We start from the raw sequence: 23,090 nt of genomic DNA on the forward strand, positions 1-23,090 counted from the left end.
CTCAGCCGTCGATCTTGCCGGTGCGGTACTCCAGCGCCTTCGTGGCGTCGTAGGTGTTCTCCCCGCCGTACTGGTAGACGCCGATCGTCGCCTCCGCCGGGTCACCGGCGTCGTTGAACTCGATCGGGCCACTCACACCGTCGTAGTCGATGTCCTTGCCCGCCTTCAGCAGCTCGGCGCAGGTCTTGAAGTCCTTGCACTTCTCGCCGCCCTTGCTGACCTCGGGCAGCTTGGCCCCGATCGCCTTGCCGCTGTCGTCCTTGGCCGCCTCGGCGGCCAGCGCGATCAGGATCGCCGCGTCGTACGACTCCGCCGCATAGGTGTAGTTGGTCAGCTTGGGGTCGTTCGCCAGGAGCTTCTTTCTGAACTCCTCCGGCGCCGCAGCGCCGGGGATGGTGCCCTTGACGCCCTTCAGCGTGCCCTTGGGCATCTTCAGGTAGTTGCTGTTCGACATGTTGCCGTCGACCATGTACCACTTGACCTTGTCGGCCGTGAGGCTCTGCTTCACCAGCTCCTGCACGACCTTGGCGCCCTCCTCGAAGCCGATCAGCACGATCGCCTTCGGGTTCTTCGCCTTGATCTTGGCCACGTCCGCGGAGAAGTCGGCCGCCTTCGGGTCGTAGTCGACCCGCTCGACGACCTCCGCGCCCGCGCCCTGCGCGGTCTTGGTGACCTGGTCGGCCAGGCCGGACCCGTAGGAGTCCTGCATCGCCAGGATGCCGATCGTGTCGCTGCCGTCGGCGGCGATCAGGTCGCCCAGCACGCGGCCCTGCAGCTTGTCCGGCGGCGCCGTGCGGAAGTACAGGCCGTTGTCGTTGATCGTGGTGAACTTGTCGGACGTGTTCGCCGGCGAGAACTGCACCACTCCGGCACCGGTGATCTTGTCGATCACCGACTCCGACACCGACGAGGACGCGGCGCCGATGATCGCATCCGCCTTCTGCGCCAGCAGCTTGTCGACCGACTGCGAGGCCAGGTTCGTGGTGGTGTCACCCGAGTCCGTGTGGATCTTCGTGACCTGCTTGCCGAGCACGCCACCCGCGTCGTTGATCTCCTTGACGGCCTGGTCGACACCGGCGAACTCCGGCGGGCCGAGGAAGGCCAGCGAGCCCGTCTGCGGCAGCAGCGTGCCGATGGTCAGCGTGCCGTCGCCCTTGGCGGCGGCGGGGGCCGACGAGGCCGGCGCGGAGGACTCGCTCGCCTTCGCGGCCGTGCCCGCGTCACCGCCCCCGCCACAGGCCGTCAAGGCCAGGCTCGCCGCGGCTGCGACGGCCAGGGCTCGCCCTGCTGGAGCAATGCGGATCATAGATACTCCCCCTATTCCAACGAGGAGACGATCTCCCTCGCTGCGTTCGCCGAGCTCAGCATGCCCGTCCGAGAAGGGGAGGTGGTGATCTTACGCGGCTTTTATACTGATTTGTAATGTCGCTATGACGGTCCGTCACGGAATGCTTCAGGAGAGTTACGGACCGGCCGTCCCGGCAACGGCCCCGATCCGCAACCGCGCGGACCGGGACCCGGAAAGCGTCATCCGGAGATGTCACCCCTGCGGTACTCCAGCGCCTTGGCGGCGTCGTACCTGTTGTCGGCGCCGTACTGATAGACGCCGATCGTCGCCACGGACGGGTCGCCCACGTCGTTGAAGTCCACCGGGCCGCTCACACCGTCGTAGTCGATGTCCTTGCCCGCCTTCAGCAGGTCGGCGCAGGCCTTGAAGCCCTGGCACTTCTCGCCGCCCTTGCTCACGTCCTCCAGCTTGGCCGCGATCGCCTTGCCGCTGTCGTCCTTGGCCGCCTGCGCCGCCAGCGCGATCAGGATCGCCGCGTCGTACGATTCCGCCGCGTAGGTGTAGTTGGTCAGCTTCGGATCCACCGACAGCAGCCGCTTCTGGAACGCCGCCGGGGCCGCCGCGCCGGGAATCGTGCCCTTGACGCCCTTCAGCGTGCCCCTGGGCGACTTCAGGTAGTTGGTGTTCGACATGTTGCCGTCGACCATGTACCACTGGTGCTTGTCGGCCGTCAGCCCCTGCTTGACCAGCTCCTGCACGACCTTCGCCGTCTCCTCGAAGCCGATCAGCATGATCGCCTTCGGGTTCTTCGCCTTGATCTTGGCCACGTCCGCCGAGAAGTCCGCCGCCTTCGGGTCGTAGTCGACCCGCTCCACCACCTGCGCGCCGCCCGCCTCGGCGGTCTGCGTCACCTGGTCGGCCAGGCCGGACCCGTAGAAGTCCTGCATCGCCAGGATGCCGATCGTGTCGTTCCCATCGGCCACCGCCAGATCGCCCAGGACCCGCCCCTGCAGCTTGTCCGGCGGCGCCGTGCGGAAGTACAGGCCGTCGTCCTTGATCGTGGTGAACTCGTCGGACGTGTTCGCCGGCGAGAACTGCACCACCCCCGCGCCCGTGACCTTGTCGATGATCGATTTCGAGACCGACGAGGACGCGGCGCCGATGATCGCGTCCGCCTTCTGCGCCAGCAGCTTGTCGACCGACTGCGAGGCGATGTTCGTCGTCGTGTCACCGGAGTCGGTGTCGATCTTCACGACCGGCTTGCCCAGGACCCCGCCGGCCTCGTTGACCTCCTTGACCGCCAGGTCGACCCCGGCGAACTCCGGCGGCCCGAGGTAGGCCAGCGACCCCGTCTGGGGCAGCGTCGTCCCGATCGTGAGCGTGCCGTCACCCTTGGCGGCCTGCCCGGAAGGCTGCGACTGCGCGGTGCTCGGCACGGCGGTCGTGCCGCCGCCGCTCGAACAGGCCGCCGCGGCGAGGCTCGCCGCGGCGGCGACGGCCAGCGCACGGGAAATACGGGTCATCGAAGCGTCTCCGTTCGCGTTCGCAGGAGCGGACCCTCCGTCCGCCCATCAGCATGCGCCGGGACGCCTCAGCCGGAAGAAGCCGAAGCCGCTTGGATGCTCACTCGTGACCGCGCCACAACCCGCAACGCCAAATCACCTGATATGGGAACTTTTTACGATCGCTCGGCCGAGTCGTCTATAACGATCTGGGCAACCTCGCGCATGCTCAACCGGCGGTCCATCGACGCCTTCTGGATCCAGCGGAACGCCTGCGGCTCGCTCCAGCCGTGCGCGGCCATCAACTGCCCCTTGGCCCGCTCGACCAGCTTCCTCGTCTCCAGCCGCTCCGACAGGCTCGACACCTCGCCGGCCAGCGCCACCATCTCCTCGTGCCGGCTGACCGCCATCTCGATCGCGGGCACCAGATCGGCCTTGGTGAACGGCTTGACCAGGTAGGCCATCGCGCCGGCGTCCCGGGCGCGCTCGACCAGGTCGCGCTGGGAGAACGCGGTCAGGATCAGGCACGGCGCGATGCGCTCGGCGACGATCCGCTCGGCCGCCGAGATGCCGTCGAGCACGGGCATCTTGACGTCCAGGATGACCAGGTCGGGCCGCAGGTCGGTGGCCAGCTGGATCGCCCGCTCGCCGTCACCGGCCTCCCCCACGACGACGTAGCCGTCCTCCTCAAGCATCTCCTTGAGGTCGAGGCGGATCAGTGCCTCGTCTTCCGCGATCACCACTCGCCGCTGCGTACTCACGAGCAGAAGAGTACCGATGTCCGGTAGATTAGATCCACGCCGGTGCCGGTAGCTGGAGTTGGGCTACCCTTGGGCGTGTACAAAGAATTCGGATACGTCCGGATTCCTGCCTCGGTATCCCAATAGGCAGAGGAAGCGGATTCAAAACCCGCGCAGTGTGGGTTCGAGTCCCACCCGGGGCACTTCACTACCGCTCGGTCTGAGATCGAGCGGTACTCATTTCTGTCGTACCGGCCTGCGAAACTGCCCGCCATGTACGATCCCGCGGTGCGGCACCGGCACTGCGCCTGGTCGCCTCGGGGCTCAGCGTCGCCGAGGCAAGCCGCCAGACCGGTGTCAGCAGGTCCACCGACGGCTGTATCAGCCCGATGGGCGCCCCGGACAAGGGCGTGTGGTCGCTGCGCATCATGTGCGCAGACAGCTGGCCGGGGCTCAAACAGGAGTGCGTCGACGCCCTACGGGCCGTCCGCCCCACGAACAGGGTCAGGCTGCTGCGAGGTCAACTCGTACTCCAGACACTGGCCGCATCTCTTTCCCCAGCATGGCGGCGGCAGAAAGCATCGGCGCCCGATCATCCTGGCTCCGTGGCAGCGGGAGATCGTCTCGGCCCTTCCAGACTCGTTCGTCCGGGGGCTCATCCATTCCGACGGCTACCAGGGCGTCAACCGCGTCCGGCGCGAGTTGCCGAGTGGGGTGCGGTGGTACGAGTATCCGCGGTACCTGTTCAAGAACGAGTCCGCCGACATCCTGGCGCTGCGCGGTGAGGCGCTTGACCTCCTCGGCGTCGCCTGGCGGCGCAACAAGGCCAACGAGATCTCGGTCGCGCGCCGGGAGGCGGTCGAGTCGGGCCGAAGTACTGACCCGCCACCACCGCACGGGGGCGCCGAAGCGGCACCCCCGTGGCGTCCCGGTGGATGCTCAGCCGGATGTGGGGTCCAGGTGGGTGAGCGGCCGAGGAGGGCGACGACGCGGTCCAGGGCCGGGGCGTCGTCTTCGATGGCGAGGCCGGGGCGGAAGGCGCTGCCCTCACCCCGGGCCTCAGGGGTGTCGGGAACCTGGGCGGCGAGCGGCAGCGCGGCCTCCGCCAGTGCCGGCGGCACGTTGGGGGCGACCCCGAGCGCCTTGGCGAGGTCCCAGTCGTGGACGACGCAGTCGATGAAGTGGAAGCCGATCGCCAGTTCCGCGGGGAACGGGCCGCCGTCGCGGATCTCGGGGAGCCAGAAGCGGCGTTCCAGGACGCCGTCCTCGGCGAAGGCGGCGAGCACGGCCTCGGCCGACTCCGTGTGTTCGCCGCGCGGGTCGTCGCCGAGCGGTCGGGGTTGCCAGGCGGCGAGGTCGGAGGGGCGGCCGGTGGCGGCGTGGGCGAAGCCGTGGTTCTGCACGATCTGGTGTTCCAGCAGGTCGCGGACCGTCCAGCCCGCGCAGGGGGTGGGGCGGTGGAGATCGTCGGGCTTGATGGTGTTGACGAGGTCGATGGTGGCCTGAACGGATTGCCGGTTGAGTTGGATGATGTCTACCAAGGCACGGTCCCGTCGTCGTCGAGGAAGACACCCGTGGGCCCGTCGGGGCCGAGGGTGGCCAGTTTGATGATGATCGCCGCCCCCTGGGCCGCGGTGCGACTGATGTGACCCCCGAGGTGTTTCGTCAAGTCCGTGGCGCATGGGCCGGAAGTGGCGGCATTGACCAGGATGCCTTGTTCGCGGAGTTCTTTGGCGTACTGGACGGTGAGCGCGTTGAGGGCGCTCCTGGACGTCGGGTATGCGGCGGCGGGCGGGAGTTTCGACAGGTGGTGTCCGGGTCGCTGTGGTGGGCGATGGGGGCCGTCCCCGAGGCGGCTCCTGTCGCCGCGGCGGAGTAGGTCGCCCGCTCTCCCTGGCTGGCAGGCACGCCTCTCGCTCCGGCAAAGAATCCGCCCGCACACCGCCCATGAGGGCATTTGTCGGGCACTGGTCTGGAGTAGCCGTCTCCGTCCTCGGTGATGTAACCGGTGAGACACATGATGGAGGTGGGCCCGATGCCGTTGAGCGTCGAAGATCGTGAAGCGTTCCTGGCCGACTCGCACATCGCGGCGATGGCGGTCGACGCGGGGCCGGGGCGGGCGCCGCTGAACGTCCCCGTCTGGTACGACTACAGCCCTGGCGGCGACGTGCGGTTCCTGACCGGCGCCGACTCCCGCAAGGCCGTGCTGGTCGCCAAGACGGGGCGGTTCTCGCTGCTGGCGCAGCGCAGCAGCCCGACCTACCGCTACGTGTCGGTGGAGGGGCCGGTGGTGCGGGCGGATCCGACGACGGTGGAGGAGCTGACGCGGATCGCGGCCCGCTATCTCGCGCCGGAGGACGTGCGGGGATATGTGGAGAGTTCCGACCTGAGCGCGTTGGTGACGTTCCGGATGCGGCCGGAACGGTGGCTGTCGGCCGACCTGGGCGCGCTGTGAAGACGGTAGTTTGTCGCCCGTGACTGCTATCGATCCCACTGTGACCGGCGCTCACGGCGTCGGGCTCGCGACCGTCGCCGCCGACGGCACCGTCCTCGACACCTGGTTCCCCGCTCCTGAGCTGGGCGAGCCGCCCGTCACCGGCACCGAGCGGCTCACCACCGACGCGGCGGGCAAGCTGGCGGCGCTGGTCGGGCCTGATCCGGCGAGGGGGGTGGAGGTGGTGGCGGTGCGCACGGGCATCGCCAAGCTCTCTGAGCCGCCCGCCGACGCGCACGACGTCTATCTGCGGCTGCATCTGCTGTCGTCGCGGCTGGTGCGTCCGCACGGGTTGAGCCTCGACGGCCTGTTCGGGCTGCTGGCGAACGTCGTGTGGACCAACTTCGGCCCGTGCCCCGTCGAGGGCTTCGAGCAGACGCGGCTCAGGCTGCGCGCGCGGGGCGCGGTGACGGTGTACGGGGTGGACAAGTTCCCGCGGATGGTCGACTACGTGCTGCCGTCGGGTGTCCGCATCGCCGACGCGGACCGGGTGCGGCTCGGCGCTCACCTGGCGAGCGGCACCACGGTGATGCACGAGGGCTTCGTGAACTTCAACGCGGGCACGCTGGGCGCGTCCATGGTGGAGGGCCGGATCTCGGCCGGCGTGCTGGTCGGCGACGGCTCGGACGTCGGCGGCGGCGCGTCGATCATGGGGACGCTGTCGGGCGGCGGCAAGGAGGTCATCTCGGTCGGCGAGCGCTGCCTGCTGGGAGCGAACGCCGGGGTGGGCATCTCGCTGGGCGACGACTGCGTGGTGGAGGCGGGCCTGTACGTCACGGCGGGAACCAAGGTGAGCCTGCCTGACGGCCGGGTGGTCAAGGCGAGGGAGCTGTCGGGTTCGAGCGGCCTGCTGCTCCGCCGCAACTCCCAGACCGGCGCTGTGGAGGCCGTGCCGCGCACCGGCACCGGCATCACGCTCAACGCGGCTCTCCACTCGAACTGACGCACCGCGTGCCGCGCGATCCCGCGCGGCACGCGCCCTCGTCAGTGCGCGTGGGAGACGGCGGAGCCGATCGTGTGGACGCGCAGGGCGTTGGTGGAGCCCGGGGTGCCGGGGGGCGACCCGGCGACGATGACCACCTTGTCGCCCTTCTCCAGGCGGCCGAGCGACAGCAGCGACGCCTCGACCTGCCTGACCATGTCATCCGTGTGGTGCACGAACGGGACGTGGAACGTCTCCACCCCCCAGGTCAGCGACAGCTGCCCGCGCACGTGCGGCGCGGACGTGAACGCCAGCAGCGGGATCGGCGAGCGATAGCGGGCCAGCCGGCGGGCCGTCTCTCCTGACATGGTGAACGCGATCAGGGCCTTGGCGCCGACGATGGCGCCCACCTCGGCGGCGGCCCTGGCGATGGCGCCGCCCGTGGTCTCGGGCATGCGCTCGAGGGTGTGGGTGGCGTGCAGGGAGGACCTCTCGGCGGCGCAGGCGATGCGGTCCATGGTGGAGACCGCCTCGATCGGGTAGCTGCCGACGGACGTCTCGCCGGAGAGCATGACGGCGTCGGCGCCGTCCATGACGGCGTAGGCGACGTCGGAGGTCTCGGCGCGGGTGGGGCGGGGCGCGTTCATCATCGAGTCGAGCATCTGGGTGGCGACGATGACGGGCCTGGCCTTCTCGCGGCAGAGCTCGATGAGGCGCCTCTGGACGATCGGGACCTCTTCGAGGGGCAGCTCGACGCCGAGGTCGCCACGGGCCACCATGATGCCGTCGAACGCCTCGACGATCTCGGGCAGACGGTCGACGGCCTGCGGCTTCTCGATCTTGGCGAGCAGCGGCAGGCGGACGGCCTCCTGCTCCATGATGTTGCGCACGACGTCGGCGTCGGACGGGCGGCGGACGAACGACAGTGCGATCATGTCGAAGCCGGTGCGCAGCGCCCAGCGCAGGTCGGCCTCGTCCTTGTCGGTGAGGGCGGGCGCGCTGACGTTGACGCCGGGCAGGTTGAGGCCCTTGTTGTCGGAGATCATGCCGCCGATGACGACGCGGGTGGTGACGCGCTCGCCGTCGACGCGGGTGGCCTCGAGCACGAGGCGGCCGTCGTCGACGAGGATCGTGTCGCCGGGGCGGACGTCCTTCGGCAGGCCCTTGTAGGTGGTGGAGACCTGCTCGCGGTCGCCGGGCACGTCCTCGGTGGTGATGGTGAAGACGTCGCCGAAGCCGAGGCGTACCGGCCCCTCCTCGAACGTGCCGACACGGATCTTGGGGCCCTGCAGGTCGGCCAGGACGCCTACACCGCGGCCGAGGTCGGCCGCCACCTCCCTGACTCGCTCGTAGACCTCTCTGTGCATGTCATGGTTGCCATGGCTGAGGTTGAAGCGTGCGACGTCCATGCCGGCGGCGATGAGCTCGCGCAGGCGTTCGGTAGAGGACGTGGCGGGGCCGAGGGTGCAGACGATTTTCGCGCGACGGGTCACGAGTCCTACCTTAATTGGTACAGACCACCTGGCAGTCATGGACGACGGAGAAGGTAGCCGACGTAGGAGAACAGGATGAGAACGGCGACCCCCAGTCGCACCAAGTTCGTGTACTGCTCCGGGTAGACGACTCCTTCGATGTAGTAGTCGATGAAGCCGCTCGGCGGCAGTTGCGGGAGCCCGGCGTTCCTGCGTCCCCAGTCCTCGACGTCGGTCAGCGGGCATTCGACGTGGCTGGCGAGTGAGAACAGCGCCCAGGCGACGACCGCCAGATGCACGATGATCGTGCGCCGCCACCGCCAGGCCAGGAACCCGCCCAGGACGAGGTAGGCGAGGAACGCGAAGTGCGCCACCATCGCGAGTTCCGCGATGAGGCGGTACATCATGGCCCGGCAGTGGCCGCCTTCCAGGCGTCGACGAGCCCGTGGCCGTAGAAGCCGTTCTTGGACGTGCCGCCTTCGCAGGTGTGGGTCACCTTGTCACCGTAGTCGCTGTAGACGTACGCCTTGGGCGACGGGCACGGCTTGGGGGCGGCGGTCTGGTACAGGAGCTTCTCCACGGCGGCCGGGTCCATGGTGAGGCCGCCCTTGCCGGGCTTGCCGAAGCGGCTGATGAGGATGGCGGCGACGCCGGTGGCGTGCGGGGCGGCCATCGAGGTGCCTTCGAGGTACTGGTAGTAGGAGCAGGTGCCGCCGGTGCAGTCGCGGATGACCTGCGACGTCTTGGGCTTGCCGGACTTGTCGAGCTTGCCGGTGGCGCGGAGCACCCTTTCCGGCGCGGCGGCCAGGATCAGCCGCGAGGCGGCGACGCCCTTGCCGTCGGACCCGTCGCCGCCGGGCGCGGCCAGGTCGGCCTGCTCGATGCCGTAGTCGCTGTAGACGGCCTTGCGGCCGGTCGGCCCGACCGACGACACCGAGATCACGCCCTTGGACTCGGCGGGCACGTTGACGCAGGAGTTGTCGACCTTGCGCTCTTTCTCCCCACCGCGCGGATAGCCGGGGCTGCTCTTGTCGACCTTGGGCTTGCCGAGGTCGGTGGAGCCGTTGCCGAGGGCGGAGATGATCGTGACGCCCTTGCTGCGGGCGTAGTCGATGGCCCGCTGCATGCCGGTGATGATGGCGCGCTGCTCCAGCTGCTCCTTCTTGCTGTCGGCCTTGTTGTTCGCGCAGTTGAACAGCCACGGGTCGACGTAGTAGCTCATGTTGACGACGTCCACGCCGATGTCGGCGGCGTAGGTGAGGGCGTCGATGCTGGGCTTGAGGAAGAAGAACCCGGAGTCCTGTCCGGCCCTGATGTTGACGAGCTGCACGCCGGGGGCGACGCCGGCGATGCCGATCCCGTTGATCGGCGAGCCGATCGTGCTGGCGACGTGCGTGCCGTGGCCGTCGTCGTCCGCGTCCACGGGGTCCTTGCAGGAGCTGACCTCGCAGGGGCCGTCGAGCGTGTCGCCGTTGGCGTCCTTGGGCTTGTCGGTGACGAAGTTGCGGCTCAGCTCGCGGTTGAAGTTGGGGGCGATGTCAGGGTGCTTGCCGTCGACACCGGTGTCGATGATGCCGACGAGCACCTTCTTGGTGCCGGGCGCCTTCTGGTGGGCGCGGTCGGCGCCGATCATCCGCATGTCCCACTGGCGTCCGGCGAGGGGCTCGCCGCTCGTGCGGGACGACAGCGAGGACACGTCGGGGAAGGCGGCGGGGGCGGCCGGGAGGGAGGTGGCGAAGCCGATCTCGCGGTCGGCGGAGACGCCGACGATGGCGCGGTCGCCGCCGAGCGACTCGACGAACCCGTTGCCGCCGCCCTTGGCCAGCAGGTAGCCGAGCTTGTCCTCGGTGCTGACGGTGGTGCCACCGGCGTTCTCGACGGCGGCGACGGCCTGGCTCCGCTGGCCGTCGGCGTAGAAGACGAGGTACTCGTCGTTACCGGCTCTGGGAGTGGCCGGAGACGCGCACGCGGTGAGCGCGGCAGCCGTGACGAGCGTCAGCAAACCGCAAGCGAGCCGCCGCATTGTTCCCCTTCCACCCACCGACACAGAATCTGCATCTTTCCCGACGGTTCCGATGCAATGCAAGTTCACGGCAAAGCTTCGGTCAACAAACTTTTACCGACCGGAAGGCCCGGCCATGAGGCCGGGCCTCCGCGGGGTCAGACCAGCGAGCGGGCCGTCGGGAGGATCGGGTAGGGCAGGGAGGTGTCGCCCGTCAGGTAGCGGTCGACGCCGGACGCGGCGGCGCGGCCCTCGGCGATGGCCCAGACGATGAGCGACTGGCCGCGGCCCATGTCACCGGCCACGAACACGCCGTCCACCTTGGACATGTACGACTTGTCGCGCGTGACGTTGCCCCGGGCGTCGTAGAAGCCCTCGCCGCCGTCCTCCGCCAGGTCCTGCAGCAGCGCGCCCTTCTCCGGGCCGACGAAGCCCATCGAGAGCGTCACCAGCTCGGCCGGGATCTCCCGCTCGGTGCCGGGGATGGGCTGGAAGCCGTTCTGCGGCCCATCGACCTCCACCAGCCGCAAAGCGCGGACATTTCCGGACTCGTCCCCGACGAACTCCGTCGTGGAGACCGCGTACACCCGCGCTCCCCCGCCGTCCTCCAGCTCCTCGTGCGCGCTCTCGATCTTGAACAGGATGGGGAACGTCGGCCACGGCTGGCTGCCGGGACGGGACGCGGGCGGCCGCGGCATGATCTCCAGCTGCGTGACCGACAGCGCGCCCTGCCTGATCGCGGTGCCGATGCAGTCGGCGCCGGTGTCACCACCGCCGATCACCACGACGTGCTTGCCCTCGGCGGAGATGGGCGCGACCGCCAGGTCGCCCTCCTGCACCTTGTTCGCCAGCGGCAGGTACTCCATCGCCTGGTGGACGCCGCCCAGTTCGCGGCCGGGCACCGGCAGGTCACGCCACTGGGTGGCGCCTCCCGCCAGCACCACGGCGTCGAACTGCTCGCGCAGCTCGCGGGCGGTGACGTCCACGCCGACGTGCACGCCGGTGCGGAACTCGGTGCCCTCGGCCCGCATCTGCGCCAGCCGCCGGTCGATGTGCCGCTTCTCCATCTTGAACTCGGGGATGCCGTAGCGCAGCAGCCCGCCGATGCGGTCGGCGCGCTCGAACACCACCACGTCGTGCCCGGCCCTGGTGAGCTGCTGGGCCGCCGCCAGCCCGGACGGCCCGGAGCCGACGACCGCGACCCGCTTGCCCGTCTTGACGGCGGGTGGCTGCGGTGCGACCCAGCCCTCGGCGAACGCGCGGTCGATGATCTCGACCTCGACCCGCTTGATCGCCACCGGGTCGGAGTTGATGCCGAGCACGCACGCCGCCTCGCACGGAGCCGGGCAGAGCCTGCCGGTGAACTCCGGGAAGTTGTTCGTGGCGTGCAGCCGCTCGATCGCCTCCTGCCAGTCGGTGCGGAAGACGAGGTCGTTCCACTCGGGGATGAGGTTCCCGAGCGGGCAGCCGTTGTGGCAGAACGGGATGCCGCAGTCCATGCAGCGGGCGGCCTGCTTGGTCAGCTTCTCCTGCGGGAAGTCCTGGTAGACCTCCTGCCAGTCGCCGATGCGGACGTCCACGGGGCGGCGTGCGGGCAGCTCCCGGTCGTGCGTGAGAAAACCCTTGGGGTCAGCCATCGGTTACGCCTCCTTATCCCTGGACCGCGGCGGCCATGACCGCCTCGTCGATGTCCCGGCCTTCGATGCGGGCGGCCTCGGCGGCCGCGAGGACCCGCTTGTAGTCACCAGGCATGATCTTGCTGAATCGGGTGAGCGCGTCGTCCCAGTCGGCCAGCAGCTGCTTGGCGACCGGGGAGGCGGTCTCGGCGAAGTGCTTCTCGACCGTCTCCTTGAGGAACTCGGCGTCCTGCTCGGTGATCGCCTCGATGGCGACCATCTCGCGGTTGACCCGGGCCGGCCTGGCGTCGAGCAGGTAGGCGACGCCGCCCGACATGCCCGCCGCGAAGTTGCGCCCGGTCGGCCCGAGGACGACGGCCTTGCCGCCGGTCATGTACTCGCAGCCGTGGTCGCCGACGCCCTCGACGACCGCGGTCGCGCCGGAGTTGCGGACGCAGAACCGCTCGCCGACGACACCGCGGATGAACACCTCTCCGGACGTGGCGCCGTAGAGGGCGACATTTCCGGAAATGATGTGTCCGTCCAGCGGGGCCTCCTCGTGCGGGCGGACCGTGATGCGCCCGCCCGACAGGCCCTTGCCCAGGTAGTCGTTGGCGTCGCCGGTCAGCCGCAGCGTGATGCCGCGCGGGACGAACGCGCCGAACGAGTTGCCCGCCGAGCCGGTGAAACCGATGTCGATCGTGTTCTCTGGCAGGCCGGCTCCGCCGTACCGCTTGGTGACCTGGTAGCCGAGCATGGTGCCGACCGTGCGGTTCACGTTGCGGATGGGCAGCTCGAGCACCACGGGGGTGCCCTCGGCGAGCGCGCCCTCGGCGAGCTGGATGAGGGTGTTGTCGAGCGCGTGCTGGAGCCCGTGGTCCTGCTCGACGGTGCGCCGCAGCGGCGTGCCCGCCGGGAGCTCCGGCTGGTGCAGGATCGGCGACAGGTCGAGCCCGCCGGCCTTCCAGTGGTCCTCGGCGGCCGTCATGTCGAGCAGCTCGACGTGCCCGATCGCCTCGTCGAGCGAGCGGAAGCCCAGCTCGGCCAGGTACTCGCGGATCTCCTCGGCGATGAACTCGAAGAAGTTGACCACGAACTCGGGCTTGCCGGTGAAGCGCTTGCGCAGCTCGGGGTTCTGCGTGGCCACGCCCACCGGGCAGGTGTCGAGGTGGCAGACCCGCATCATCACGCAGCCGGACACGACCAGCGGCGCGGTGGCGAAGCCGTACTCCTCGGCGCCGAGCAGCGCGGCGATGACGACGTCGCGCCCGGTCTTGAGCTGGCCGTCCACCTGCACCACGATGCGGTCGCGCAGCCCGTTGAGCAGCAGCGTCTGCTGCGTCTCCGCCAGGCCGAGCTCCCACGGCGCCCCCGCGTGCTTCAGCGAGGTCAGCGGGGACGCGCCGGTGCCGCCGTCGTGCCCGGAGATGAGCACCACGTCCGCGTGCGCCTTGGACACGCCCGCCGCCACGGTGCCGACTCCGACCTCGGCCACGAGCTTCACGTGCACGCGAGCCTCGGGGTTGGAGTTCTTCAGGTCGTGGATGAGCTGGGCCAGGTCCTCGATCGAGTAGATGTCATGGTGCGGCGGCGGCGAGATGAGGCCGACGCCGGGCGTCGAGTGCCTGGTCTTGGCGATCCACGGGTAGACCTTGTGGCCGGGCAGCTGGCCGCCCTCGCCGGGCTTGGCGCCCTGGGCCATCTTGATCTGCAGGTCCGCGGCGTTGACGAGGTATTCGGAGGTCACCCCGAAACGTCCCGAGGCGACCTGCTTGATGGCCGACCTGCGGGTGGCGTCGTAGAGGCGCTCGGGGTCCTCGCCGCCCTCGCCGGTGTTGGACTTGCCGCCGAGCCGGTTCATCGCGATGGCGATCGTCTCGTGCGCCTCCATCGAGATGGAGCCGTACGACATCGCGCCGGTCGAGAACCGCTTGACGATCTCGGAGACCGGCTCGACCTCCTCGATCGGGACGGACGTCCGCTCGGAGCGGAGCTTGAACAGCCCGCGCAGCGTCATGAGCCTCTCGGCCTGGGAGTCCACCAGCGAGGTGTACTCCTTGAAGATCTCGTAACGGCGGCTGCGGGTGGCGTGCTGCAGCTTGAAGACGGTCTCGGGGTTGAACAGGTGCGGCTCGCCCTCGCGCCGCCACTGGTACTCGCCGCCGACCTGGAGCCGCCGGTGCGCGTTCGACGCCCTCGGGTAGGCGTGGCGGTGCCGCTCGGCGGCCTCGCGGGCCAGGACGTCGAAGCCGACGCCGCCGAGCCGTGAGGTGGTGCCGGTGAAGCAGGAGTCGATGACCTCCTGGCTCAGGCCGAGCGCCTCGAAGATCTGCGCGCCGGTGTAGGAGGCGACGGTGGACACGCCCATCTTGGACATGACCTTGATGACGCCCTTGCCGTACGCCTTGATCAGGTTCCGCACGGCCTTGCGCTTGTCGATCGGCAGTGCGCCGGTGTCGACCAGGTCCTCGACGGTCTCGATCGCCAGGTACGGGTTGACCGCGCCGGCGCCGTAGCCGACGAGCAGCGCCATGTGATGGCACTCGCGCGCCTCGCCGGTCTCGATGACCAGGCCGATCTTGGTGCGGGTCTTCTCCTGGATCAGGTGGTGGTGCACCGCGCCGGTCAGCAGCAGCGCCGGGATCGGCGCGAGCGCCTCGGAGGAGCCGCGGTCGGACAGCACGATGATCCGCGCGCCGTTCGCGATCGCCTCGGACACCTCGGCGCGGATCTCCTCCAGGCGGTGCAGCAGCGCCTCGCCGCCGCCCGACACCTGGTAGAGGCCGCTGACGACGTGCGGGTGGAAGCCGGGCAGGTCGCCCTCGTCGTTGATGTGGATGATCTTCGCGAGCTCGTCGTTGTCGATCACCGGGTACGGCAGGACGAGCTGGCGGCAGGAGGCGGGACCGGGGTCGAGCAGGTTGCCCTCCGGCCCGAGCACGCTGGCCAGCGAGGTCACCAGCTCCTCGCGGATGGCGTCCAGCGGCGGGTTGGTGACCTGCGCGAACAGCTGCGTGAAGTAGTCGAACAGCAGCCGGGGCTTCTCGCTCAGCACCGCGACGGGGGTGTCGGTGCCCATCGAGCCGATCGGCTCGGCGCCGGTCCTGGCCATCGGCGACAGGATGACGCGCAGCTCCTCCTCGGTGTAGCCGAAGGTCTGCTGTCGCCTGACGAGCGCCTCGTGCGTCGGGATCTCCCGCTGACGGGCGGGCAACTCCTCGAAGCGCACCAGCCCGGCGTGCAGCCAGTCCTCGTACGGCAGCGCGGCGGCCAGCTCGGCCTTGATCTCGTCGTCCTCGATGATCTTGCCGCGGGCGGTGTCGATGAGGAACATCCGGCCCGGCTGGAGGCGGCCCTTGCGGACCACGTCCTCGGGCCTGAAATCGAGCACGCCGGCCTCGGAGGCCAGCACGACCAGGCCGTCGGCGGTCACCCAGAACCGGCCGGGGCGCAGGCCGTTGCGGTCGAGGACGGCGCCGGCCAGGGTGCCGTCGGTGAAGGTGATCGACGCGGGGCCGTCCCACGCCTCCATCATCGAGGAGTGGAACTCGTAGAAGGCCCGGCGGGCCGGGTCCATCTCGGTGTGGTTCTCCCACGCCTCCGGGATCATCATCAGCACGGCGTGCGGCAGCGACCTGCCGCCGATGTGGAGCAGCTCCAGCGCCTCGTCGAAGCTGGCGGTGTCGCTCCCATCCGGGTCACAGATGGGGAAAAGTCGTGAAATATCGCCCGGGATGTGGGCAGACTTCAGCATCGCCTCGCGAGCCCGCATCCAGTTGCGGTTGCCCTTGACCGTGTTGATCTCGCCGTTGTGCGCGATGTACCGGTACGGGTGGGCCAGCGGCCAGCTCGGGAAGGTGTTGGTGGAGAACCGCGAGTGCACCAGCGCGATGGCGGTCTCGTAACGCTCGTCGCTCAGGTCAGGGAAGAACGGCTCGACCTGGCCGGGGGTGAGCATCCCCTTGTAGACGACCGTGCGCGAGCTGAGCGAGGGGAAGTAGACGTCCACCTCGTGCTCGGCCCGCTTGCGCAGGCAGAACGCCAGCCGGTCCAGCTCCAGGCCGCTCTCGCCGCCCGGGGAGGCCACGAAGAGCTGCGTGAAATGCGGCATGACGGCCCGGGCGCTCGGCCCCGGCAGCGCCGGGTCGACCGGCACCTCGCGCCAGCCCAGCACGTCCAGGCCCTCTTCGGCCGCGATCTCCTCGATCATGCGGACGGCGATCTGGCGGGCCTCGCCGTCGAACGGCAGGAAGGCCATGCCCACGGCGTAGGCGCCGGCCGCGGGCAGCGCGAAGTCGAGGTTCGCGCGGAAGAACTCATCGGGGATCTGCGTCAGGATCCCGGCCCCGTCGCCGGTGTCCGGCTCGCTACCCTTGGCCCCCCGGTGATCGAGATTGCACAGCGCCGTCAGCGCCTTCACCACGATCCCGTGCCCGCGGCGACCGGCGACGTCGGCAACCATGGCGACGCCGCACGCGTCGTGCTCGTTGGCGGGGTGGTAGAGGCCCTGGGGCTCGGGAAACCCGAGGTGGGCAGCAGGCATTGAATCCCTCCCGTCGTCATCGTCTGTCAAAGAACTGCTTACAGGCGGGGACGACGTTGGCCCTGCTGCGTGTGGGTAGAGGTTACCGCACCCTGCCGGAATGGTGCCCGCCACGTCCAGATTGCGAACATTGACAGCATCCCGACATTCGGACTCCACTGTCCCAAACGCCGGGACCAGGGTCCGTAATTCCCCTTGCTCTCACCGCCTCGGGGGCCCGGACGTGGCCGATAGGGTTGCCCCATGGAACGTGACGGGGTGGAGCGGCTGCTGGGCGAGGCCGGGGTCGACAGCCGGCGGCTCAGGCACGCCCTGACGCTCCTGTGCGACGGCCAGTGGTGGAGCCTGGCCGACCTGGTGCGGGAGACGGCGACGTCCAGGCGCGCCATCGAGGGGCTCCTGCGCGAGGTGGAGCTGGAAAGGTCCGGAGAGCGCTTCAGGGTCCCGCTGATGCACTCGGGCGACTACCAGGCACTGCTTGCGCTGGCCCCGCCGCCCGCCGACCCGGTCGCGCACCTGCTGCCGCACTACGAGCACATCCTGGAACGGCTCCAGGAGCTGATCGCCAAGGCCCCGCGGGCGCGCCACGTGCTCGACCACGTGTCGGCCACGCCCGAGACCGTGCTGCGCAGGGCGCTCCTGCTCGGCACGCGGTTCTGGCTGCCGGGCGCGCGGGTGCTCTGCGTCGGCGACCACGACCTCACCTCGCTGGCGCTACGGCTGGTGCACCCGGAGGCCGAGGTCACGGTGGCCGACATCGACGAGCGCATCCTGGCATACCTCGACGACCAGGGGCTGGGCGTGCACACCCGGTGGGCCGATCTACGCCTGGGCCTGCCCGCCTCGGCCCGGGGCCACGACCTGGCCATCACCGACCCGCCGTACACGCCCGAAGGCATCGGCCTGTTCGTGGCGCGCGCGGTCGAGGGCCTCAAGGACGACGGCCGGGTGCTCCTCGCGTACGGCGCCAGCGAGCGGACGCCGGCGCTGGCGCTGAAGGTCCAGAACGAGCTGTCCGCGCTCAACCTCGCCTATGAGGCCATTTACCCGGACTTCAACAGATATTTCGGTGCGGAAGCCATCGGCTCGGCGGCCGACCTCTACATCCTGCGCCCCACCAGCAAGACCCGCCCCGCCGTCGCCGCCCGCCTCGACCGGCTCGCCACCGCCATCTACACCCAGGGGCCCCAGGCGATCGAGTCCGTCCCCAAGCAGGCCGACGGCCCGCCCCACGCCGCGGCGGCCGACGCCGACCTGCTGGTCGGCGACTGGCCCAAGGACCTCCCCCAGCCGCGCGTCAAGCTCACCACCTGGCTGGCCAAGCCGTACGCCGCCTCGGTGCGGCGGGTGGCCGTCGCCCTGCCCGCCGGGCTGGAGGCGGCGCTCCCCCGCGTGCTGCTCGCCACCCGCGCCGAGCACGTCCGCGTCCTGCTGGCGGAGCCGGCCTCCTTGCCCGCGCCGGTCCCCGACGTGCTCGCCGACGTCTACGAGCTGACCACCGGCGCTCACACCCTCGACGCGGCCAGGCTTCCGCAGCCCGACGGTGACGCCGCCCAGGTGCTGCGCCGCGTCCTCGACCACGGGCACGCCAAGCTGGCCAACACCTGGCGCGAGGCGCTCATCGCGGTGGCCAGGGCGCAGGGCGCGACGCTCACCAAGAACGACGCCCGCGCCCTCATCCGGCAGAGCGCCCCCTGGTCGGAAGGCGTCACCCCGCTGGAAGCGCCGCTGCACCGGCTGGCCGCCCTGCCCGCCGCGGTCGCCGAAACGGTCGCCCGCCTGTCCACAACCACCTGACGGCCACAACGCCCGTCGGCCTCGCGGTTCCACGAACGCCTGACCTCCTCGGCCGCAACGCGCTCTGGGCCCTCCTTTCCGCGACCCTGTGCCCACTTGGCCGCGAAGTAGCCAGGCATGGCGACACCCAGCCCGCCAGGACATCCGGCTGTGCGATGCGGTGGTCAGGTCGCGGCGATGACGCGGCCCTGCACGACGCGCCCCAGGCCGTCGAGGGCGATCAGCGTCGGCACCAGGTCAGGGGCGGCACCGGACCGGGTCGCGCCCGCCCAGCTCACCGTGACGTAGTGGCCCATGGCCCTGGCCTCGGCCCGGCTGCGCGAGGCGTCGAAGGTGACGGCCTGCCCGACGAACCCGTCCTTGCCCAGCGCCGCCACCAGCGCGTCGGCGGCGCGCCCGTCGGAGAGGTTGAAGATCACGAACTGCCCCGCCACCCCGTCGCCCGTGTACGCGGCCCGCAGCGCCTGGGTGCAGCCGGGGGCGTCGACGCCGGCGAGCGCCTCGCCGCAGTCGGCGAACTGCTCGGTCTGGCCGCGCTTGAGCGCGCCGAGCCGCTCGGTGGCGGGCGTGAACACCTCCGCCGGCGTGAGCGGGGCAGCGTCGCGCTGCCGGGAGTCGATCAGCGTGTACAGCGCGGAGGTGGGCTCAGCCCTGAAGGCGGCGGGACGCGGGGTGTCGCCCCGGGTCAGCAGCCAGACGCCGGCGCCCAGCAGCACCGCGGCGACCGCCGCCAGCGGGATCACGACACGGACCGGCATCAGGACGCCGGCCCCGTGATCGCGACCACCCTGCGGTAGACGGCCTTCTCCGCGCCCCGCAGCGCGAGCGTGAGGGAGACGAAGTCGTCCTTCGGGTTGGGCTCGCGGCCGTCGGCCCTGCCGATCCAGACCAGGCCGACGTAGTGGCCGAGCGCGTAGCCGCCCGCCTCGGTGTGGCCGCCCTGCGGGAAGGAGACCTTGGCGCCGTCGAGCAGTTTCGCCCAGCCGCCCCGGTAGAGCGTCTTCAGTGAGTCGACCAGCTCGGTCGCCGCCTCGCCGTCGCGGAGGTTGAGCAGGGTGTACTGGCCCAGGTAGCGGCCGTCGGAGCTGACGTACAGGCCGCGCGCCGCCTGGCTGCAGCCTGCGTCGCCGAGCTGGTCGAGCAGTTCCTCGCCCCACATGGCCGCCGCGCAGTCGTTGTCGACGCGGCTGCCGGCGAGCTTGAGGGTCAGCTTCTTCTCCCCGGTGAGGGTGCGCTGGCCGAACACCTCTTCCTTGGTGAGCGGCTTGGCGTCCTTGGCCCGCGTGCCGACCGGCGCGAACAGCTTGGGCGAGGACCAGGCGTGGAACTCCACCGGCAGGTCGGAGTCGAGGGCCAGCACGGCGGCGCTGGCCTGCCGCTCGGGGGCGTACTCGCCGAGTGACGCCACGACCGTGACCAGCCCCGCGGCCATGGCCAGCACGCCGGCCACCGAGGCGATGATCACCAGGAGCTTCTGCCGCTGTGGCTGGATGCCCAGGTGGGTGAGGATGGGGAACTGCCAGTCGGAGCGCGGCGTGCGGCGTCGCTTGCGGGGGGCGGGTCTGTTCACAGTCCAGAGGCTCCGATCAGGGAGCCGAGCCCGAAGGTGAGCCCGGCGGCGAGCACGCCGACGACCAGCTGGCGCAGCCCGGAGTACCACCACGTGCGCGCGGTCACCGTCGAGACCAGCGCGCCCGCGCCGAACAGCGCCAGGCACGACAGCACCGCCGACAGCCACAGGCTCGTGACGCCAAGCAGGTACGGCAGCAGCGGCAGCACGGCGCCCGCGCTGAACGACAGGAACGACGAGACCGCGGCCACCCGGGGCGAGGGCAGGTCGCCGGGATCGACGCCCAGCTCGTTCTGCGCGTGGATCTCCAGGGCCTGGTCGGGGTTCCTGGAGATCTGCTCGGCCACCCGGTCGGCCAGCTCAGGCTCGACGCCCCTGCCGACGAAGACCTCGGCGAGCTCGGCCTGCTCGGCCTCCGGGTGGCGCTCCAGCTCGCGCTTTTCGACGGCGATCTCGGCCAGCGCCAGCTCGCGTTGGCTGGCGACCGACACGTACTCGCCGCCGGCCATGGAGAACGCGCCCGCGGCCAGCCCGGCGATGCCGGCCAACGAGATGATCTTGGCGTTCGAGGTGCCGCCGGCGACGCCCGCGATGAGCGCGAAGTTCGACACCAAGCCGTCCATCGCGCCGAACACCGACGGCCGCAGCCAGCCGCCGTTGACGTCGCGGTGCTGGTGGTGGATCTCCGCGCGGCCGGTCATCGCGCGTTCTTCTCCTCCGGGACGCCTTCCGCGGCCTTGACCGCCGCCCCGTCGGCCTCGACGTCGGCCCCCTTGTCAGCCCCGTCGTCGGCGCCGTCACCGGTGCTGTCACCGGTGCTGTCACCGGTGCTGTCGTCGGCCTTGTCATCGGGGCGGGCGGCGTCGTCGCCGGGCTCTGCGGGCCGGTCGGCGGGCGGGGCGACCTCGTGCGCGGGGTCGTCGGAGCCGCTCTGCCCGGCCTCCTGCTCGGCCTGCTCGGCGTCGCCCGCGGGGACGACGAACTCGGGGGTGTCCTTGTTCCTGGTCGCGAAGAAGTAGATCAGCGCGCCGACGAACACCACGATGGACGTCCACTGGTTCAGCCGCAGGCTGAGGAAGGTGACCGCGTGGTCGACGCCGCCGACGGGGTCGATGCGCAGGCCCTCGACCCAGAACCGGCCCAGCGTGTAGCCGGCGACGTAGAGGGCGAACAGCCGCCCGTGCCGCAGCGTGAACCGGCTGCCCACGAGGAGCAGCACGAAGCCGAGCGCGATGTCCCAGATCGACTCGTACAGGAACGTCGGGTGGTAGAGGACGCCGGGCTCGCCGCCGTGCTGCTGGTCGATCTCCAGACCCCACGGCAGCGTGGTCGGGCCGCCGTACAGCTCCTGGTTGAACCAGTTGCCCCAGCGGCCGATGGCCTGCGCGAACGCGATGCCGGGCGCGACGGTGTCTGCGACGGCGCTGAGGGACAGGCCGCGCCTGCGGCAGGCCCACCAGACGCCCACGCCGCCGAGCGCGATCGCGCCCCAGATGCCCAGCCCGCCTTCCCAGATGAACAGGGCCTGGTAGGGCTTCTTGATCGCGCGGTCGCCGAAGTACGTCTGCCAGTCGGTGATGACGTGGTAGAGGCGACCGCCGATCAGGCCGAAGATCACCGCGGGCACCGCGATGTCGATGATCGTGCCCTTCTGACCACCGCGCGCGCGCCAGCGGCGCTCGCTCAGCCAGACGGCGAAGACGACGCCGAGCACGATGCACAGAGCGTAGGCCCGGATCGGGATGAATCCGAGGTACCAGACCCCTTCTGCAGGGCTGGGAATCGAGGCTAGGGGCATGTCAGGTGAGGGTAGCGGACGTGCGGCTACTTGGGCGCCTTGGTGACCGCATCACGCAGCTCCTGCGGGGCGAAGATGACCGTGTTCTCCAATTCCGTCCCGTTCAGTTTGACCGTCGGGGTGCCCTTGAGCTTCTGCTCGGTGTTGACCTTGACGCTGTAGTCGGCCTGCGCCTGGGCGTGCTTCTGGCCGGTGACGCAGGTGTCGAAGCCGGGGGCCGTCACTCCGGCCTCCTTGCCCCAGGTGACGAGCTGGTCGGTCTTGAACCCCTCGACGGTCTCGGAGGGCTGGTTCTTGAACAGGGCGTCGTGATAGGCCACCCACTGCTTGCCGTCGGCCACGCAGCGTGCCGCCGCGCCCGCGCGGATGGAGTTGGACTTGGCCGGATCCTGCCCGAAGATCGTGATCGGGTGGTAGACGACCTTGGCCTTGCCCTCGGCCGCGAGGTTCCTGAAGGTTGAGCCGCTGACCTCCTCCATCTGCTTGCAGGCGGGGCACTGGAAGTCCTCGAAGATGTCGACCACGGGCTTGGTGACGCCCGGCTTGGCCATCACGACCGAGCCGTCGGCCTGCACAGTGGTCGGCGCCAGCCCGTTGGCGGCCTCCTCCGACTGGGAGCGGCTCGCCGCGTACAGCCAGCCAGCCCCGACCGCGGCGATCGCGACCACACCGACGGAGAAGTACGTGACCACCTTTCTGCGCTGCTCGCGGGAGCGTTCCAGCTCCTGCTGCTCCTTGATCTTCTCCCGCGCCGACTTCGCGCGGCCGGCCTTGCCCATCAGTCGTTCTCCTCTTTCTCACGGTTGCGCTCGCCACCGGCCAGCCCCAGGGCCTGGTCGAGCGCGAAGCGTCCGGGTGGGAAGCGTGCGGTCCAGGCGCCGAGCAGCACGAGGCCGAAGTCGCGCAGGATGTCGAGCAGGTACGTCGGCTCCTGACCGGCCCCCAGTTGGCCGCCGCCGCCGAAACAGCCGCAGTCGATCCGCAGGCCGTTCGCCCATGCCCAGGCTATGCCAAAGACGAAGGCGAACATGAGCAGCGCGGCGACTACCGCGGCCACCCTGGTCAGCAGGCCGATGACCAGCAGCACTCCGACGACGATCTCCAGGATCGGCAGGCCGTAGCCCACCATGGTGGCGACCGAGTCGGGCAGCAGCTGGTACGCCTTGACCGCCAGCACGGAATCGGACGGGTTGCCGATCTTCAGGCCCCCCGCCGATATCAGCACCACGCCCAGCACGAGCCGGGCGACGGTCGTCACCCAGGGTACCGTCGATCTGGCGCGCAGTGACGCTTCTGACGCGACCACAGGCCACACTCCTCTTCCTCTGCGCCGGGATGGGCACAGT

General features: G+C 70.2%; 18 protein-coding genes and 1 tRNA gene. 4 read left to right on the forward strand and 15 right to left on the reverse strand.

What is annotated here, in order from left to right; all coding sequences use genetic code 11:
* Position 1: 1 nt before the first annotated feature.
* The 3 genes from ABT294_RS27450 to ABT294_RS27460 all read right to left on the reverse strand — a co-directional run bounded on the left by ABT294_RS27450 (position 2) and on the right by ABT294_RS27460 (position 3,551).
* Positions 2-1,306 (reverse strand): ABC transporter substrate-binding protein, encoded by a 1,305-nt coding sequence (locus ABT294_RS27450; protein WP_350809147.1) that lies wholly within the window; start codon positions 1,304-1,306, stop codon positions 2-4.
* Between the two features lie 221 nt (positions 1,307-1,527).
* Positions 1,528-2,811 carry an ABC transporter substrate-binding protein gene (locus tag ABT294_RS27455; protein WP_350809148.1) on the reverse strand — a complete coding sequence of 428 codons (1,284 nt, stop codon included), beginning with the start codon at positions 2,809-2,811 and terminating at the stop codon, positions 1,528-1,530.
* Between the two features lie 155 nt (positions 2,812-2,966).
* Positions 2,967-3,551: an ANTAR domain-containing response regulator gene (locus ABT294_RS27460; RefSeq protein WP_350809149.1), complete on the reverse strand. Its 585-nt coding sequence runs from the start codon at positions 3,549-3,551 to the stop codon at positions 2,967-2,969.
* 108 nt (positions 3,552-3,659) lie between these two features.
* On the opposite strand from ABT294_RS27460, the gene ABT294_RS27465 reads away from it, so the two are divergent.
* Positions 3,660-3,733: transfer RNA gene (locus ABT294_RS27465), tRNA-Leu, on the forward strand.
* 468 nt (positions 3,734-4,201) lie between these two features.
* Here the strand turns inward: ABT294_RS27465 and ABT294_RS27470 are convergent.
* Complete coding sequence (locus ABT294_RS27470; protein WP_350809150.1) at positions 4,202-5,071, reverse strand: TIGR03086 family metal-binding protein; 870 nt, start codon at positions 5,069-5,071, stop codon at positions 4,202-4,204.
* 494 nt (positions 5,072-5,565) lie between these two features.
* On the opposite strand from ABT294_RS27470, the gene ABT294_RS27475 reads away from it, so the two are divergent.
* The gene (locus ABT294_RS27475; protein ID WP_350809151.1) at positions 5,566-5,985 is read left to right on the forward strand and encodes a pyridoxamine 5'-phosphate oxidase family protein; all 420 of its coding nucleotides are present in this window, start codon (positions 5,566-5,568) and stop codon (positions 5,983-5,985) included.
* 19 nt (positions 5,986-6,004) lie between these two features.
* A complete protein-coding gene (dapD, locus tag ABT294_RS27480; RefSeq protein WP_350809152.1) occupies positions 6,005-6,967 on the forward strand; it encodes a 2,3,4,5-tetrahydropyridine-2,6-dicarboxylate N-succinyltransferase in 963 nt (320 codons plus the stop codon).
* Between the two features lie 41 nt (positions 6,968-7,008).
* Here the strand turns inward: dapD and pyk are convergent, their stop codons facing one another.
* The 5 genes from pyk to gltB form a co-directional block, all read right to left on the reverse strand.
* Positions 7,009-8,439: a pyruvate kinase gene (gene pyk, locus ABT294_RS27485; protein WP_350809153.1), complete on the reverse strand. Its 1,431-nt coding sequence runs from the start codon at positions 8,437-8,439 to the stop codon at positions 7,009-7,011.
* Between the two features lie 35 nt (positions 8,440-8,474).
* Entirely contained in the window at positions 8,475-8,825 is a 351-nt protein-coding gene (locus ABT294_RS27490; protein WP_350809154.1) for a DUF2784 domain-containing protein, read from the reverse strand.
* Positions 8,822-10,441 carry a S8 family peptidase gene (locus tag ABT294_RS27495; RefSeq protein ID WP_350809155.1) on the reverse strand — a complete coding sequence of 540 codons (1,620 nt, stop codon included), beginning with the start codon at positions 10,439-10,441 and terminating at the stop codon, positions 8,822-8,824. The genes ABT294_RS27490 and ABT294_RS27495 overlap by 4 nt, the downstream gene beginning before the upstream one ends.
* Before the next feature lie 137 nt (positions 10,442-10,578).
* Entirely contained in the window at positions 10,579-12,057 is a 1,479-nt protein-coding gene (locus ABT294_RS27500; RefSeq protein ID WP_350809156.1) for a glutamate synthase subunit beta, read from the reverse strand.
* A gap of 13 nt (positions 12,058-12,070) precedes the next feature.
* Positions 12,071-16,579: a glutamate synthase large subunit gene (gene gltB / locus ABT294_RS27505; protein WP_350809157.1), complete on the reverse strand. Its 4,509-nt coding sequence runs from the start codon at positions 16,577-16,579 to the stop codon at positions 12,071-12,073.
* A gap of 243 nt (positions 16,580-16,822) precedes the next feature.
* Here gltB and ABT294_RS27510 point away from each other — a divergent pair, with 243 nt between their 5' ends.
* Positions 16,823-18,376 carry a bis-aminopropyl spermidine synthase family protein gene (locus tag ABT294_RS27510; RefSeq protein WP_350809158.1) on the forward strand — a complete coding sequence of 518 codons (1,554 nt, stop codon included), beginning with the start codon at positions 16,823-16,825 and terminating at the stop codon, positions 18,374-18,376.
* A 164-nt stretch (positions 18,377-18,540) separates the two neighbouring features.
* On the opposite strand, the gene ABT294_RS27515 is transcribed toward ABT294_RS27510, so the two are convergent.
* Genes ABT294_RS27515 through ABT294_RS27540 form a run of 6 tightly spaced genes read right to left on the reverse strand, consistent with a single transcriptional unit; the run spans position 18,541 to position 23,002 of the window.
* Complete coding sequence (locus ABT294_RS27515) at positions 18,541-19,134, reverse strand: hypothetical protein (RefSeq protein ID WP_350809159.1); 594 nt, start codon at positions 19,132-19,134, stop codon at positions 18,541-18,543.
* Positions 19,134-19,946, reverse strand: coding sequence for a hypothetical protein (locus tag ABT294_RS27520; protein WP_350809160.1), 813 nt, complete (start codon positions 19,944-19,946; stop codon positions 19,134-19,136). Before ABT294_RS27520 ends, ABT294_RS27515 begins: the two co-directional genes overlap by 1 nt.
* Positions 19,943-20,647 (reverse strand): VIT1/CCC1 transporter family protein, encoded by a 705-nt coding sequence (locus ABT294_RS27525; protein ID WP_350809161.1) that lies wholly within the window; start codon positions 20,645-20,647, stop codon positions 19,943-19,945. Before ABT294_RS27525 ends, ABT294_RS27520 begins: the two co-directional genes overlap by 4 nt.
* The gene (lgt, locus tag ABT294_RS27530) at positions 20,644-21,744 is read right to left on the reverse strand and encodes a prolipoprotein diacylglyceryl transferase (RefSeq protein ID WP_350809162.1); all 1,101 of its coding nucleotides are present in this window, start codon (positions 21,742-21,744) and stop codon (positions 20,644-20,646) included. Before lgt ends, ABT294_RS27525 begins: the two co-directional genes overlap by 4 nt.
* 26 nt (positions 21,745-21,770) lie before the next feature.
* The gene (locus ABT294_RS27535) at positions 21,771-22,523 is read right to left on the reverse strand and encodes a DsbA family protein (RefSeq protein ID WP_350809163.1); all 753 of its coding nucleotides are present in this window, start codon (positions 22,521-22,523) and stop codon (positions 21,771-21,773) included.
* Complete coding sequence (locus ABT294_RS27540; RefSeq protein WP_350809164.1) at positions 22,523-23,002, reverse strand: DoxX family protein; 480 nt, start codon at positions 23,000-23,002, stop codon at positions 22,523-22,525. The genes ABT294_RS27535 and ABT294_RS27540 overlap by 1 nt, the downstream gene beginning before the upstream one ends.
* Positions 23,003-23,090 lie beyond the last annotated feature (88 nt).

The organism is Nonomuraea sp. NPDC000554, from assembly GCF_040300065.1.
Taxonomy (GTDB): domain Bacteria; phylum Actinomycetota; class Actinomycetes; order Streptosporangiales; family Streptosporangiaceae; genus Nonomuraea.